17 protein-coding genes are annotated in these 15,230 nt (G+C 57.9%); 12 read left to right on the forward strand and 5 right to left on the reverse strand.

The genetic code is table 11. The features are described 5' to 3' along the window. The first annotated feature begins 90 nt into the window (after positions 1-90). From ACMYSP_RS05170 to ACMYSP_RS05200, 7 genes are all read left to right on the forward strand, one after another. Complete coding sequence (locus tag ACMYSP_RS05170) at positions 91-642, forward strand: tetratricopeptide repeat protein (RefSeq protein ID WP_434585857.1); 552 nt, start codon at positions 91-93, stop codon at positions 640-642. A gap of 22 nt (positions 643-664) precedes the next feature. Next, positions 665-1,180, forward strand: coding sequence for a sigma-70 family RNA polymerase sigma factor (locus ACMYSP_RS05175; protein ID WP_434587017.1), 516 nt, complete (start codon positions 665-667; stop codon positions 1,178-1,180). After that, entirely contained in the window at positions 1,177-1,980 is an 804-nt protein-coding gene (locus ACMYSP_RS05180; RefSeq protein WP_434585858.1) for an anti-sigma factor family protein, read from the forward strand. Before ACMYSP_RS05175 ends, ACMYSP_RS05180 begins: the two co-directional genes overlap by 4 nt. Before the next feature lie 133 nt (positions 1,981-2,113). Next, the gene (locus ACMYSP_RS05185; protein WP_434585859.1) at positions 2,114-2,686 is read left to right on the forward strand and encodes a peroxiredoxin; all 573 of its coding nucleotides are present in this window, start codon (positions 2,114-2,116) and stop codon (positions 2,684-2,686) included. Between the two features lie 15 nt (positions 2,687-2,701). Next, positions 2,702-3,940: a protein-disulfide reductase DsbD family protein gene (locus tag ACMYSP_RS05190; RefSeq protein WP_434585860.1), complete on the forward strand. Its 1,239-nt coding sequence runs from the start codon at positions 2,702-2,704 to the stop codon at positions 3,938-3,940. Positions 3,941-3,957: 17 nt separating this feature from the next. Then, positions 3,958-4,515: a sigma-70 family RNA polymerase sigma factor gene (locus tag ACMYSP_RS05195; protein WP_434585861.1), complete on the forward strand. Its 558-nt coding sequence runs from the start codon at positions 3,958-3,960 to the stop codon at positions 4,513-4,515. Beyond that, positions 4,502-5,131, forward strand: a complete 630-nt coding sequence (locus ACMYSP_RS05200; RefSeq protein ID WP_434585862.1) for an NrsF family protein — start codon at positions 4,502-4,504, stop codon at positions 5,129-5,131. The genes ACMYSP_RS05195 and ACMYSP_RS05200 overlap by 14 nt, the downstream gene beginning before the upstream one ends. Before the next feature lie 385 nt (positions 5,132-5,516). Here ACMYSP_RS05200 and pgl read toward each other — a convergent pair whose 3' ends face one another. Further along, positions 5,517-6,512, reverse strand: a complete 996-nt coding sequence (pgl, locus tag ACMYSP_RS05205; protein WP_434585863.1) for a 6-phosphogluconolactonase — start codon at positions 6,510-6,512, stop codon at positions 5,517-5,519. 310 nt (positions 6,513-6,822) lie between these two features. Between pgl and ACMYSP_RS05210 the strand changes: the two genes are divergently transcribed. Continuing rightward, the gene (locus ACMYSP_RS05210) at positions 6,823-7,641 is read left to right on the forward strand and encodes a pyridoxal phosphatase (protein ID WP_434585864.1); all 819 of its coding nucleotides are present in this window, start codon (positions 6,823-6,825) and stop codon (positions 7,639-7,641) included. Here ACMYSP_RS05210 and modC read toward each other — a convergent pair whose 3' ends face one another. The 4 genes from modC to ACMYSP_RS05230 form a co-directional block, all read right to left on the reverse strand. Further along, positions 7,642-8,700, reverse strand: coding sequence for a molybdenum ABC transporter ATP-binding protein ModC (modC, locus tag ACMYSP_RS05215; protein WP_434585865.1), 1,059 nt, complete (start codon positions 8,698-8,700; stop codon positions 7,642-7,644). Between the two features lie 2 nt (positions 8,701-8,702). Next, positions 8,703-9,392 carry a molybdate ABC transporter permease subunit gene (gene modB, locus ACMYSP_RS05220; RefSeq protein WP_123756021.1) on the reverse strand — a complete coding sequence of 230 codons (690 nt, stop codon included), beginning with the start codon at positions 9,390-9,392 and terminating at the stop codon, positions 8,703-8,705. Continuing rightward, entirely contained in the window at positions 9,392-10,165 is a 774-nt protein-coding gene (gene modA, locus ACMYSP_RS05225) for a molybdate ABC transporter substrate-binding protein (protein ID WP_434585866.1), read from the reverse strand. The genes modB and modA overlap by 1 nt, the downstream gene beginning before the upstream one ends. Positions 10,166-10,316: 151 nt before the next feature. Continuing rightward, on the reverse strand, positions 10,317-10,466 hold the full coding sequence (locus ACMYSP_RS05230) for an AcrZ family multidrug efflux pump-associated protein (protein ID WP_123756019.1): 150 nt from the start codon (positions 10,464-10,466) through the stop codon (positions 10,317-10,319). A gap of 153 nt (positions 10,467-10,619) precedes the next feature. Here ACMYSP_RS05230 and modE point away from each other — a divergent pair, with 153 nt between their 5' ends. The 4 genes from modE (at position 10,620) to galT (ending at position 15,229) form a co-directional block, all read left to right on the forward strand. Then, positions 10,620-11,408, forward strand: a complete 789-nt coding sequence (gene modE / locus ACMYSP_RS05235) for a molybdenum-dependent transcriptional regulator (RefSeq protein WP_434585867.1) — start codon at positions 10,620-10,622, stop codon at positions 11,406-11,408. 67 nt (positions 11,409-11,475) lie between these two features. Continuing rightward, on the forward strand, positions 11,476-12,951 hold the full coding sequence (gene modF / locus ACMYSP_RS05240) for a molybdate ABC transporter ATP-binding protein ModF (protein ID WP_434585868.1): 1,476 nt from the start codon (positions 11,476-11,478) through the stop codon (positions 12,949-12,951). A gap of 205 nt (positions 12,952-13,156) precedes the next feature. Further along, positions 13,157-14,173 (forward strand): UDP-glucose 4-epimerase GalE, encoded by a 1,017-nt coding sequence (gene galE, locus ACMYSP_RS05245; RefSeq protein WP_434585869.1) that lies wholly within the window; start codon positions 13,157-13,159, stop codon positions 14,171-14,173. Between the two features lie 9 nt (positions 14,174-14,182). Next, on the forward strand, positions 14,183-15,229 hold the full coding sequence (gene galT / locus ACMYSP_RS05250; protein ID WP_434585870.1) for a galactose-1-phosphate uridylyltransferase: 1,047 nt from the start codon (positions 14,183-14,185) through the stop codon (positions 15,227-15,229). Position 15,230: the final 1 nt, after the last annotated feature.

The raw sequence follows: 15,230 nt of genomic DNA on the forward strand, positions 1-15,230 counted from the left end.
ACTGTAAGAACACACCGCCCTTCGGTATGGCCCATTGCCGTATATGACATGCCGTCTGGCTACCTGCTTCGCCGCTTCTGGAGACGAAAAATGAACGCGCTCACCTCATCAATTCTGCCGACGTCACGCCGCTTAGTGGTGCCGGCACTGCTATGTTTGTTATATGCATCTCCGTCGTTTGCCATGGGTGATAACAGCACTGAGAGCAAAACCCCGGATTGCCCCAGTGGACAGGTTTACGACAGCGTCAGCAAAAAATGCGTACCGGAAAAAACCAGTAGCCTGAGTGACCAGGATAAAACCAACTACGCCTACCACCTGGCCAAAAAAGGGGAATATCAGGCGGCATTGAATCTGCTGGATTCGCTGAAAAACGGCAACACGGCAGAAGCCTGGAACTATCGCGGCTATGCCACCCGTAAGCTCGGACGCACGGATGAAGGGATTGGTTATTATCAACGCTCGCTGGCGCTTGAGCCCAACTACGCGAAAGCACGCGAGTATCTGGGCGAAGCCTGGATGATAAAAGGCCGCCGGGATCTGGCGCAGGAGCAGCTTAACGTCATTGCCGGTATTTGCGGTCAAAGCTGCGAAGAGTATCGCGATTTGCAGGCCGCCATAAACGGGCATCCGGAATCCTGAAGACCGTCGCGAGGGTAAGAAAATTACAACCAGCGAAGTTCGCTCACAGCTTGCTGCCCATCTGGCCCGTCTTTGGCGCTACGGGCTGATTCTGTCGCACAATCGCGATATTGCCGAAGAGCTGGTTCAGTCGACCTGCGTGCGCGCGCTCGAAAAGAGCGCGCAGTTTACGCCAGGCACCCGCATCGACCGATGGCTGTTCACCATTCTCCACTCGATCTGGATTTCCGAGCTGCGGGCGCGTCATGTCCGGATGGGACAAGGCTTCGCGGAAAGTGACCAGTTGCTCGCCCCCGATGACCGCGAGATGAATGAAGATCGCCTCCAGTATCAGCAGCTTATGCGCCAGGTTAGCGCCCTTCCGGAAGCCCAGCGCAATGCCGTCTTTTTAGTTTATGTCGAAGGTTTTACCTACCAGGAGGCGGCCGACACGCTATCAATCCCCATCGGCACGGTGATGAGCCGGCTGGCGGCGGCACGATTGACGCTCGTAAAATCGACAGCGGCCCCGACCTCATCCAGGGAGAAACGCTCATGAAATCATCCGTGTTTACCCCTCCCTATAGCGACGAAGCCATCGTCGCCTGGCTGGATGGCGAAATGAATGCCTCCGACGCCCGCCGGTTTGAGGCGGCCTTCAGAGACGATCGTCAGCTGGCTGCCCGCGCAGACGAATTAATGCGCAGCAATCGAAACTATCCGCAGGCGTTTGCCTCACTGCTCGAACAGGCTCCCGTGCCCAGGATGCAGGAGCGACTTAATACCTGGCTGGCCACGCTGCCTGAGTCGGAAAGTGCCATCCCCCCTTCGGCCTTTAGTCGCCGTGCCATGATTGCCGCCTCGCTCACTTTTTTACTACTTGGCAGCGGCTTAGGGTATCTGGCCCAGCCGGGCAGCGGCGAGCCTGACGAGAGCGAGAACATTCGCGATCTTGAAGCCCGTTACATGTCGCTCTACAGCGCGGAAACGCTGCTCGACATGGACAGTTCACCGGCAGTTATCCAGCGCGGCCTGGCGCGTACCGTCGAGGATATCGGTCTCCCGCTCAACCAGCGGCAGCTCATACTCCCGGGTGCCGAGTTAAAAATGGTGCGCATGCTGCGCTACGAGCGCACGGCTATCGCACAGATTGCCTGGATCCATGCGGCATATGGTCCGATGGCGCTGTGTATTTCACCGGCTGACTCACTGGGCGGTGGGAAGGTGAGTACCGAACAACGGCATGGGATGAATCTCGCCTGGTGGTACGCCCGCGGATACCAGTTCGTGCTGATTGGCCGCAATCCTGCCGCGCAATTGCACGATGACGCGCGCACATTGCAGAGCTTACTGGCATAACTATTTCGCCAGAAAGGCGGTTACGCTACCGACCGCTAATTATTTTTGCTCCAGCGAAACTTTCGCTCTCACTCTGGCGAACTGATTAACAGAGTCACCTGACCATAACGCCCTGACATCGCTGGAGCTGATAATGAAACTGATAAAAAACGTTGCTCGTATCCTCACCCTGACTGCCGCACTGGGCCTGTCCACCACTGCGTTTAACGCAAATGCGGCACTGCCCGTTGGCGCCAAAGCCCCGACCTTTGAACTGCAAGGGGCGCTGGCCGGCAAGCCGATTACCTTCTCCCTGCAGCAGGCCCTGCAAAAAGGCCCGGTGGTACTCTATTTCTTCCCGGCGGCATTTACCGCAGGCTGCACCATTGAGGCCCACGATTTTGCCGAAGCCACCGATGAGTTCAAAAAGATGGGTGCCACCGTCATTGGCGTGACCGCCGGGAACACTGACCAGGTGAGCGATTTCTCTAAACTTGAGTGCCGGGATAAGTTCGCCGTCGCCGCCGATCCGGGCGCCAAAGTGGCGGCGCAGTATCAAACGCTGATGGAGATGAAAGGCAAGACCGTCTCTGACCGGACATCGTACGTCATTGCGCCAGACAGCACGATTCTGCTCAGCTTTACCGACAGAAACCCGGACAGCCATATTGAGAAAACCCTGGCGGCGGTCAAACAGTACGACACCGCACATCCACAAGCTCACTAAGCCAGGAGGCCAGCCATGCTCACCGCCATGCTGGCCGCCTTTATTGGCGGCATCATACTCAACTTTATGCCCTGCGTTTTTCCGGTGATCTCCCTGAAAGCGCTCGGTCTTCTGCGTCACTCAGACAATGCCGCCAGCGCGCGGCGTGAAGGGCTGGCGTTTTTACTCGGCGTGATCGTCACCATGATGCTGCTGGCCGGTATTCTGCTGGCCGCACGCGCGGGTGGTGCGGCCGTCGGCTGGGGGTTCCAGCTGCAGTCACCGCTGGTGATTGCCCTGCTTTCACTGGTGATCCTCACCGCGGCACTCAACCTGCTGGGTGTGTTCGAAGTCGGACTCTCGGCGCAGCGGGTCGGCGCGCTGGATATCGGTCGTGGCGCGTTTTTCCGCTCGGCGATGACCGGCGCTCTAGCTATCGTGGTCGCCACCCCCTGCGCTGCGCCGTTTATGGCCAGCGCGATTGGCTACGCGTTGGTGCAGCCTCCGGCCACAGCGCTGGTCATTTTCTTCGCTCTGGCACTGGGGTTTTCCGCGCCGTTCACCCTGATCTCACTCTTTCCGGCCCTGGCGTCATGGCTGCCACGTCCGGGGGCCTGGATGGACACCCTCAAACGCGCGCTGGCATTTCCGATGTTTGGCGCTTACGCCTGGTTGGTCTGGGTGCTTGCGCAGCAGGCCGGTAGCAGTGCGCTGGCGACGCTGCTCGCGGTATCCGTGGTATTGAGCTTCGCCGCCTGGCTGTACGGCATCGCCCAGCGTCGGCGCTTTCAAGGCAAAGGACACAGGAGCCTGTTCGCCGTCACCGCCGTACTCGCCATCGTGGTCATTGCCCCACTGGCCGGGCTGATTCATCCCGGTTCAGCATCGCCCGGCGCACAAACAGTGGCGGCCACTGATACCGCCGCGGAGAAATGGACGCCACAGGCCGTCGCGGCGCAGCGCGGACACGGCAAGGCCATCTTTGTAAACTTTACCGCCTCCTGGTGCATCACCTGCCAGGTGAATGAGAAGACGTCGCTTTCAACCCAGACGGTCAAAGATGCGCTGGCGAAAACCGGGACGCTGTATATGGTGGCAGATTCGACTAAATTTAATCCGGACGTCGATGATGCGCTGAATCAGTTTGGTCAGGGCGGCCTGCCGCTGTACGTGGTCTACCCTGCCGACGGCGGACCGCCGACAGTGCTGCCGCAGGTGCTAACGCCAGGCATTGTCGTGAACGCGCTGAACCAGGCCATCGGCAAAAAAGCGTAAACGCAACAAGGCGGATTATGGAAACAAATGATAGCGCGCGTGAAAGCTGGCCCGCGCTAATGGAGCAGGCGCAGGCGGGCGATCAGCACGCCTACACCCGGCTGTTAAAAGCGCTGGTGCCGGTAATTCGTTCGCAGGTTCGCAAGCGCATCGCCGATGGGGCATTGGTCGAAGATGTGGTTCAGGATGTGCTGCTGACGGTGCATCGGGTGCGTCATACCTACGATCCGGCATTCCCTTTTCTGCCCTGGTTGATGGCTATTATCTCCGCCCGCGCCGTGGATGCGCTGCGCCGCCGCGGCCGCTATCAGCAATGGGAGATCCCCGAAGAGACGCTGCCGGAACCGGTAACCTCTCCGGAGCTGCAAAAACGGGATAGCCGGGAGGAGCTGGCAGGCTATTTACGCCAGCTCCCCTCACGCCAAAGAGCCATTGTTGAACATGTCCATTTGCGTGAAATGAGCCTGACGGAAGCGGCCGCGCATAACAATCTGAGTGTCGCAGCAGTGAAATCACTGCTGCATCGGGCGCTGAAAAACCTGCGCCGTTTTGGAGCTCACCATGACCAATCATGACCTGTTAATTGAAAAACTGGGGCGCGATATGCGCCCGGTAAAACGACTGCCTTCAACCGGCTGGCGCGTGTTGCGTTGGCTGGCAGCGGCGCTGCCGTGCGCGGTTGCCGCCAGTTTTCTGGTACAGCGCAGCCCGACCGACTGGTCGCAGCCCGGCGCCCTGATGGCGGTATTTCAGCTGCTGCTGGCCTTTTTGCTCGGCACGCTGGCAATCCGCAGCGCCTTCACTCTCAGCATCGCCGGTCGCCGCACGCTAAGCTGGAAAGCGCTGCTGCCGATTGGGTTGCTGTGGCTGGGGTTGAGTCTCAGCAGCATTCCGCATCCGTCGCTACCGGTAGTGGAAAGCGACAGCGTAACCTGTTTTACCTTTTTACTGGTGGTCAGCCTGCCGATGATGGTGCTGATGATTGCCAGCCTGCGCCGCAGCCGCTCGCTGCATCCGGTGCGCAGCCTGGTGACCGCCGGACTGGGGGTCGCCTGCATGGCGGTCAGCCTGCTGGCGTTTTGTCATCCGGTGCATCTGCACGCGATGGATTTTGTGATGCACCTGGCGGCGATAGTGACGATAGTGGCGCTGACGGTGCTCGTGGGGAAACGCTGGGTCTCACTGACATAGCGCAATGGGTATGGGGTCCTGGAGGTCATTGACCCCGCAATGTTTACTCGATCCCACCGCCGTGCGGGAAATGTTGTTGGCTACGATCTGACAGCGAGGGGGTTGGCGCATAAAGAAAATTGGCGGGAACGCAGGTGCGCATCCAGGACTGGCCACCAGGACGGTGGCCAGAGGGCAGGTCGAGACAGGGATGTCGAGTCCAGCCCGGTCCGCCAGATGAAGCCGGAGTGGAGCACACCGCGAAGCGGCAATTTTCAGCGCAATGCCGGGGGTCCAGGGGGGCGAGCGAAACGCCCCCCTGGCCGTTCACCCGCAACGGCGTTAAGAAAAGATGCCGGACCCATCGTGAACGGAACAGCCCACTGAAGGGTATTCTGTCCACCGGTTAATACGCGTTAACCACCACCCACATTGGGCCCTGACCAACCGCATAACGCCCTTTCTCTGTCAACAGCCCCTGCTCACCGGCTATCTCATAGACCGCGATATGGTGCGATTTCTGCCCCGCGGCGATCAGATATTTACCGCTGTGATCGAGGTTGAAACCACGCGGTTGCGCTTCGGTCGGCTGGAAGCCTTCAATAGACAACACGCTGCCATCTTCGGACACGCTGAAGACGGTGATAATGCTGGCGGTACGGTCACAGGCATACAGATGACGGCCATCCGGGGTCAGATGAATGTCCGCCGCCCAGCGCACGTCGCTAAAGCCAGCAGGCATCATATCCAGCGTCTGGACGCACTCAATCTTACCGTGCGGATCTTTCAGCTCCCACACATCGACGGAGCTGTTCAGCTCATTCACGCAGTAGCCGTACTGTTGATTCGGGTGGAACACCATATGGCGCGGGCCAGCGCCTTCAACGGTCGTGACTTCCGCCGGGTCTTGCGCGGCCAGGAACCCATCGTCGCTGAGGGTAAACAGGCAGATACGATCCTGCTTCAGTGCCGGAACCCACAGAGTGCGGTTATCCGGGGAGATATTGGCCGAATGGCACCCTTCCAGACCCTCCACCACCGCAACCGTTTCACCCGGCAGGCCGTCAATCAGCGGCGTCACGCTCACGCAGCCGGCGTTGTAAGAGGCGCTGAAGATAAAACGCCCCTGATGATCGGTCGAAATATGCGTCGGGCTACCCGGCAGAGCCGCTTCGCCGGCAAAGGTCAGCGCACCGTTATCAGGCGCAATGCGGTAAGCCAGGACGCGAAACTCCGGACGCACGCCAACATAGAGATACTCTTTATTCGGGCTTACCACCATCGGCTGAACCTGGCCTGGGGCATCCACCACCTGTACAAGCTTCAGGTTACCCTCATGATCCAGACTCCAGACATGAATCTGCTGGCTTTCCGGGCTGGCGGTATAAACGGTTTGTTTCATGACTGCTCCTTTCCTCACTGCACATGGAAAACGTAAATACCCGTCATACTTCAAGTTACATGTGCGTTGGCTTTCCTCGTTCACCCCAGTCACTTACTTTAGTAAGCTCCTGGGGATTCCCTGCGTCGCCGCCTTCCTGCAACTCGAATTATTTAGGGTATGCATTTTTGTTCATCAACGCATTCATCTGTCTGCTGCATTGATGCAATGTATAACTCTTTTAACGGTCGATGCTGAAAAATTTGCCCCTGAAGCAGAGCGGTGTACCATCATGGCCTGCTTACTTGTCACCATTAACCGGAAACCACACATGACTTCACGCGTGATTGCACTGGATTTAGACGGCACCCTACTCACCTCTCACAAAACTATCCTGCCCGCCTCACTGGAAGCGCTGGCGCGCGCCCGAGCCGCGGGGTACCAGGTGATCGTCGTCACAGGCCGACATCACGTTGCGATTCATCCTTTTTATCAGGCACTGGCTCTGGATACACCTGCAATTTGTTGTAATGGCACTTATTTGTATGATTATCATGCAAAAAAGGTTTTGCAGTCCGATCCGATGCCGGTGGACAAAGCCCTGAGCCTGACCGAAATGCTGGCGACCCACGATATCCATGGCCTGATGTACGTTGACGACGCCATGCTGTATGAACGCCCGACCGGACATGTGATTCGCACCACCAACTGGGCGCAGTCTCTGCCGGTCGATCAGCGCCCGGTCTTCACGCAGGTTGATTCCCTGGCCCAGGCCGCACGCGACGTGCAGGCGGTATGGAAGTTTGCCCTGACCGACGAAGATATCCCGAAACTGCAGCAGTTCTCCCTGGATGTCGGTAAAACCCTCGGTCTGGAGTGCGAATGGTCGTGGCACGATCAGGTGGATATCGCCCGCGCCGGCAACAGCAAAGGCAAGCGCCTGGCGCAATGGGTCACCGCCCAGGGGCTGTCGATGCAGGACGTCGTGGCCTTTGGCGACAACTATAATGACCTGAGCATGCTGGAAGCCGCCGGCACCGGAGTGGCGATGGGCAATGCGGTCGAAGAGGTAAAAACGCGCGCCAATGTGGTCATTGGCGACAACGAAAAAAACAGTATTGCCGACTACATCAACCGCCACCTGCTGTAATCAGGCGGCAATCGACACGCTTTTAATTTGCGCATACAGAGATTGGCCTGGCGTAACGCCCAGGTCATCTCTCGCCCATGGGCTGATGCGAGCCCACAGCGTGCGGCCGCTGATATCGAGCTGAACTTCAATCTGCCCGTGGGCATCGATGCACTGCACCACCCGCGCCGGCAAAATATTGCGAATGCTGGTCTGCTGCGGCTGTGCCAGCACCAGCGATACATCTGACGCCTGAATACGAATACGCGTCGCTTCACCGAGAGGCCGGTCAAGGTGGTTCACCCATATCCGCTGCTCGCCAAGAGCCAGCGCGGTCATCGCATAGTGTGGATGCTGGGCGACCACCGCCACGTTGAGGATCGTGCTCTGCTGATCCGCCGGCAGCCAGGGGTGCATCACGCTGCTGCTCCACACCGTTTCCAGATCGCCAAACGCTTTTACGCTCCCGGCTTCCAGCACCAGCACGTTATCCGCCAGATGCTGAATCTCATCGAGCGAGTGGCTGACGTACAGCATCGGGATATGAATTTCACGGGCCAGTCGCTGGAGATAAGGCAGCAGTTCGCGCTTACGCGGAATATCCAGCGACGCCAGCGGCTCATCCAGCAGCAGCAGTTCCGGGGCGGTCAGTAACGCCCGGCCTATCGCCACCCGCTGCTTTTCCCCACCGGACAGGCTGCCCGGCAGGCGATCCAGTAGCGCTTCAATGCCGAGCAGCGCCACCAGCTTATCAAACTGACCGGCCATGCTTTTCGCCATGCCGTACTTCAGATTGCCGCGCACCTTGTAGTGCGGAAACAGCCGCGCATCCTGGAAGACATAGCCAACGCGTCGTTTTTCCGGTGCCAGGCAGATCCGTTTATCGGCATCATTCAGCACCCTGCCGTTAAGTACGATCCGTCCTTTCTGTGGCCGGGTCAGGCCACTGATAGCGTTTATCAGCGAGGTTTTCCCCGCGCCGGAAACGCCAAAAATAGCGGTGATCCCGCTGGCGGGCAGCGTTTCATTGATGCTCAGGCAGTGCGTCCCCAGCGTCTGGGTAAAATTGAGTTCGAGCATAATTATTTCCCCGTCCGCGCCCGACTGAGCCGCGCCAGCCATTCAGAGACCAGCAGCGAAATCAGCGCCAGGACGATAGAGATCAGGCACAGGCGCGCCGCGGCGCCTTCGCCGCCCGGCGTTTGGATCAAGGTGTACATCGCGGAAGGAATGGTCCGCGTCTCGCCGGGAATGTTGGAGACAAAAGTAATGGTGGCGCCAAATTCCCCTAGCGAACGAGCAAAGGCCAGCACGGTGCCAACAATAATGCCCGGCAGCGTCAGCGGAAGCGTAATGGTGAAAAAGACCCGCCAGCGTCCAGCGCCGAGGGTCCGTGCCGCCTGTTCCAGCTTAACGTCCACCCCTTCCAGCGCCAGGCGAATGGCCCGCACCATCAGCGGAAACGACATCACCGCTGCCGCCAGCACAGCCCCGCGCCAGCTAAAGGCAAAGGTCAGACCGAACCAGTCATACAGCCAGCTGCCGATAAAACCGCGTCGTCCCATGGCAATCAACAACAGGTACCCCACCACCACCGGCGGCAGCACCAGCGGCAGGTGGATAATGCTGTCGAGCAGCGCCTTTCCAGGAAAGTTGCGCCGCACCAGCAGCCAGGAGATAAAGATCCCAAAAGGCAGACTTAATACCACCGCCAGGGATGAGACTTTCAGGCTCAGCAGTACCGCCTGCCATTCGGGATCGCTTAAGAACATTAGCGGGTGGTGAATCCGTATTGTTTAAAGATGGCAGCCGCTTGTGGCCCTTTCAGGTAGTCATAAAAGCCGGTAACGGTCGCGTTTTTATGCCCGTCGACGATCGCCAGCGGATATTCAACTTTCTTGTGGGAATCTTCCGGGAACGTCCCGACCACTTTCACCCCTTTGCTCGCCACTGCGTCGGAACCGTAAACGATCCCCAACGGAGCTTCGTTACGCTCCACCAGCGCCAGCGCACCGCGTACGTCTTCAGCCGGTGCCAGTTTCGGGGACAGCGTCTCCCAGGCACCCAGTTTCTGCAGCGCTTCTTTGGCGTAGATACCTGCCGGGACGTGCTCCGGATCGCCAACCGCCAGGCGGCCGCCTTTCAGCAGGCTGGTCCAGTCGGTGCTGCTGTTGATGGTGATATCACCCTGCGCGCTGGCTTTTGGGGCCACTACCACCAGGCTGTTGCCCAGCAGCGTTTCACGCGAGGCGGTATCAATCGCTTTTTTCTCAACCGCGTAATCCATCCATTTTTGGTCGGCAGAGATAAACAGGTCCGCAGGCGCGCCCGCTTCAATTTGCCGTGCCAGCGTCGATGAAGAGGCAAACGACGAGACAACATCGACGTTTTTCTCTTTCTTATAGGCCTTCGCAATATCCTGCATCGCGTTCGTTAACGATGCAGCAGCAAACACCGTAATTTTCCCTTCGTCCGCCAGCGCATGACCAGCAACGGAGAGCGTTAACGTTGCTCCGGCAAACAAGCGTAACCATTGACGTGCCATCTGAAACTCCTTTATGTGCGTTATGTAGGAGCTAATATAGCGACAAGAATGGGGTTTTCCCAGCGCGAATTGGGAGTAGGTAGAGGAGGATCAAAGACAGGAGGAAAAGAGAGGGAAAATAAAAACGCCCGGAGAACCGGGCGTTGGGAAATCAATGATTTTGCTGGCCGCGATCTTTGTGACCGACGCCGGAGAAGATGTTGAACACTTCGCCAAGGCCGTAAATCAGGCCCAGAATGATGGCCATCACCACCGGGACCATCACAACGGCAAAAACCAGACTTTTCAATAGCTCTAACATGGTTGGCTCCAGAAAGTACGAATGCTTTATTGTAACCGCTTCAGCGGGAAAAACACGCCCCATTTGTGCGGTGGCTGGCCGACAACGATGACAGATGCACCTTGCAAGATGACCACTATCGGTCACAATACTCTTTTTTGCCAGGATATCATTATGCAGGCCGAAATTCTTCTGACCCTCAAGTTACAGCAGCGCCTGTTCGCCGATCCTCGCCGTATCGCTCTGTTAAAACAAATCGATATCACCGGCTCTATCAGCCAGGGGGCCAAAAACGCCGGCATCAGCTATAAAAGCGCCTGGGATGCCATCAACGAGATGAATCAGCTCAGCGAACAGACGCTGGTCGATAGAGCCACCGGCGGCAAAGGCGGCGGCGGCGCGGTGCTGACACGCTACGGCCAACGACTGATTCAGCTGTATGACCTGCTGGCGCAGATTCAGCAGAAAGCCTTCGACGTGCTGAGCGACGATGACGCCCTGCCCCTCGACAGTCTGCTGGCCGCTATTTCACGCTTCTCGCTGCAGACCAGCGCTCGTAATCAGTGGTTCGGCACCATTACCGGCCGCGACCACCAGCAGGTGCAGCAGCACGTCGAAGTACTGCTTGCCGATCGCCAGACCCGCTTTAAAGTTGCGATTACCGCGCAAAGCGCAGAGCGCCTTGGCCTGGATGAAGGTCAGGAAGTGCTGGTACTGCTGAAGGCGCCCTGGGTGGGGATCACGTTGGATCCGGCGGTTGCCAGGGAGGCCGATAACCAGCTGGCCGGGAAAATCAGCCATATAGAATACGGCCCGGAGCAGTGTGAAGTCCTGATGGCGCTGCCGGACGGTCAGAGTTTGTGCGCGACCTTACCGCTGGAACAGACCCGAAAACTGGAAGAAGGTGCTGAGGCAATAGCATATTTTAACGCCGATCGAATCATTCTCGCCACGTTGTGCTGACGGGATTGACATCAGACCCGTGACGTCGTATCCCTGTGACAACTCGCTGCAAAAAATGGGATACACAATGTCATCATTGCAAATTTCGCAAGGCATATTTCGCCTGAGCGATACAAAGACGCTCGCTATCGAACACCTCAGCGTGAACGCGGGTGAAAGCTGGGCTTTCGTCGGCAGCAACGGCAGCGGGAAATCCGCGCTGGCCCGCGCGCTTTCCGGCGAGCTCACCCTGCTCACCGGCCAGCGTGAAAGCCGTTTCTCCCGCATTACCCGCCTGTCGTTTGAGCAGTTGCAGAAACTGGTCAGCGACGAATGGCAGCGCAACAATACCGATTTGCTCAGTCCTGGCGAAGAAGACACCGGCCGCACGACGCAGGAAATCATCCAGGAAGAGGTTAAAGATGCCGGGCGTTGCGCGCACCTTGCCGAGCTGTTTGGCATCTCCGGCCTGCTCCAGCGCCGCTTTAAATACCTCTCCACCGGGGAAACACGGAAAACGCTGCTGTGCCAGGCCCTGATGGCGCAGCCCGATCTGCTGATCCTCGATGAACCCTTTGATGGCCTCGACGTTGGCTCCCGCCAGCAGCTTGCCGGGCTACTGGAGACGCTGAACGGCGAAGGGATCACCCTGGTGCTGGTGCTCAATCGCTTCGATGAAATTCCGTCGTTTATTCAGTTTGCCGGCGTGCTGGCGGACTGCACCCTGACCGAAACCGGCGAAAAGCAGCGCCTGCTGCAACAGGCGCTGATTGCCCAGTTGGCGCACAGTGAAAAACTGGATGGCATGACCCTGCCTGAGCCGGATGCCCCGGCCGCCCGTCACGCCCTGGATGCCGACGCGCCGCTTATCGTGCTGAAAGATGGCGTGGTGTCGTATAACGATCGGCCGATCATCGACCATTTGAGCTGGACGGTTAACCCCGGCGAACACTGGCAGATCGTCGGCCCTAACGGCGCCGGCAAATCGACCCTGCTGAGCCTGGTCACCGGCGATCACCCGCAGGGCTACAGCAACGATCTCTCTCTGTTTGGCCGCCGCCGCGGCAGCGGTGAAACCATCTGGGATATTAAAAAGCATATTGGCTATGTCAGCAGCAGCCTGCATCTTGAGTACCGTGTCAGTACAACGGTGCGTAATGTGATTCTGTCGGGTTATTTTGACTCTATTGGCATTTACCAGGCGGTTTCAGATAAGCAGCACAAGCTGGTGCAGAACTGGCTGGATATTCTGGGTATCGATAGGCGCACTGCCGATGCGCCGTTCCATAGCCTTTCCTGGGGGCAGCAACGGCTGGCGCTGATCGTCCGGGCGCTGGTAAAACACCCAACGGTGTTGATTCTTGACGAGCCGCTGCAGGGGCTGGATCCGCTCAACCGCCAGCTGGTGCGTCGTTTTGTTGATGTGCTGATTAGCGAAGGCGCTACCCAGCTGCTGTTTGTCTCCCACCATGCCGAAGATGCGCCGGACTGCATTACCCACCGTCTGGCGTTTATCCGTAGTGGAGACGGTTACACTTACGAGGTCGGTCCACTCACCGATTAAGGCAATACCGGGGTCTGCAGGCCCCGGTCTATTTTCAGAAAAACATCTAAAAACCACCACATCATACTGTTTTTAAACAAAAAAATTTAAATATTTGCATTATGTATTTTAGTGTAAACGATTCCACCAATTTGGCCTGTGTCACACTTTTGACTTCTTTGATATGCTATCTTCATCACACACGATAAGCCTATTGGAGCGAATCATGAAAGTACTGGTTACAGGTGGTAGCGGTTACATTGGAAGTCATACCTGCGTTCAGCTGCTACTGCAGGGACACGATGTGGTTATTCTCGACAATCTCTGCAACAGCAAGCGCAGCGTCCTGCCGATCATTGAACGTCTTGGCGGGAAAACGGCCACCTTTGTCGAAGGCGATATTCGTAATGAAGCGCTGATGACCGAAATTCTTCACGATCACGCGATTGAAGCGGTTATCCACTTCGCGGGACTGAAAGCCGTCGGCGAATCCGTCGCGAAGCCGCTGGAATACTACGACAATAACGTCACCGGTACACTCAAATTAGTTTCCGCCATGCGCGCCGCTGGCGTGAAGAACTTCATCTTCAGCTCCTCCGCCACCGTCTACGGTGATCAGCCAAAGATCCCTTATGTCGAAAGTTTCCCGACCGGTACGCCGCAAAGCCCGTACGGCAAAAGCAAACTGATGGTCGAGCAAATCCTGACCGACCTGCAAAAAGCCCAGCCGGAGTGGAGCATTGCGCTGCTGCGTTATTTCAACCCGGTTGGCGCGCATCCGTCAGGCGACATGGGCGAAGACCCGCAGGGTATCCCGAACAACCTGATGCCGTATATCGCCCAGGTGGCGGTCGGTCGTCGCGACTCGCTGGCGGTCTTCGGCAATGATTATCCGACCCCAGATGGTACCGGCGTGCGTGACTATATCCACGTCATGGACCTGGCTGATGGTCACGTTGCCGCCATGGAAAAACTGGCGGATCGTGCAGGCGTACACATTTATAACCTCGGCGCAGGCGTCGGCAGCAGCGTCCTGGACGTCATCAATGCCTTCAGCAAAGCCTGCGGCAAATCTGTTAATTACCACTTCGCGCCGCGCCGCGATGGCGACCTCCCGGCCTACTGGGCGGATGCCGAAAAGGCCGACCGCGAGCTTAACTGGCGCGTTACGCGCAACCTTGACGAGATGGCGCAGGACACCTGGCACTGGCAGTCCCGTCATCCTCAGGGTTACCCAGACTAAGGAACCGTCATGAGCGTATTTAACCCCGTCGACCATCCGCATCGTCGTTATAACCCGTTAACCGGGCAGTGGATTCTGGTATCACCGCATCGCGCCAAGCGCCCCTGGCAAGGGGCGCAGGAAACGCCGGCCAGGCTGACCTTGCCGGCGCACGATCCGGATTGTTTCCTGTGCCCGGGGAATACCCGCGTCACTGGCGACACCAACCCGAATTACGCCGGTACCTACGTGTTTACCAATGACTTTGCGGCATTGATGACCGATACCCCCGATGCACCTGAAAGCGACGATCCGCTGATGCGTTGTCAGAGTGCCCGTGGCACCAGTCGGGTCATCTGCTTCTCGCCAGATCACAGCAAAACGCTGCCTGAGCTGAGCGTAGAAGCGCTGGAAGGCGTGGTTAAAACGTGGCAAGAACAGACCGCCGAACTGGGTCAACGCTACCCGTGGGTGCAGGTGTTTGAAAATAAAGGGGCGGCGATGGGCTGCTCCAACCCGCACCCGCACGGCCAGGTCTGGGCGAACAGCTTCCTGCCAAATGAAGCCGAACGCGAAGATCGTCTGCAAAAAGCCTACTTCGCTGAACAGGGTTCGCCGATGCTGGTGGATTACGTGCAGCGTGAATTAGCCGACGGCAGCCGCACGGTGGTGGAAACTGAACACTGGCTGGCGGTAGTGCCTTACTGGGCCGCATGGCCATTCGAGACGCTGCTGCTGCCGAAAGCGCATGTGTTGCGTCTGACCGATTTAACCCCAGCACAGCGCAGCGATCTTGCGCTGGCGTTGAAAAAGCTGACCAGCCGCTACGATAACCTGTTCCAGTGTTCATTCCCCTACTCCATGGGCTGGCACGGCGCACCGTTTACTGGCGAAGACAACCATCACTGGCAGCTGCACGCTCACTTTTATCCGCCGCTGTTGCGCTCTGCGACGGTGCGCAAATTTATGGTCGGCTACGAAATGCTGGCCGAAACCCAGCGTGACCTGACGGCAGAACAAGCCGCCGGGAGCCTGCGGGCAGTCAGCGACGTCCATTTTCGCGAATCCGGAGAATAAC

This window comes from Klebsiella sp. R390 (genome assembly GCF_051131745.1).
In the GTDB taxonomy this organism is placed as follows: domain Bacteria; phylum Pseudomonadota; class Gammaproteobacteria; order Enterobacterales; family Enterobacteriaceae; genus Klebsiella.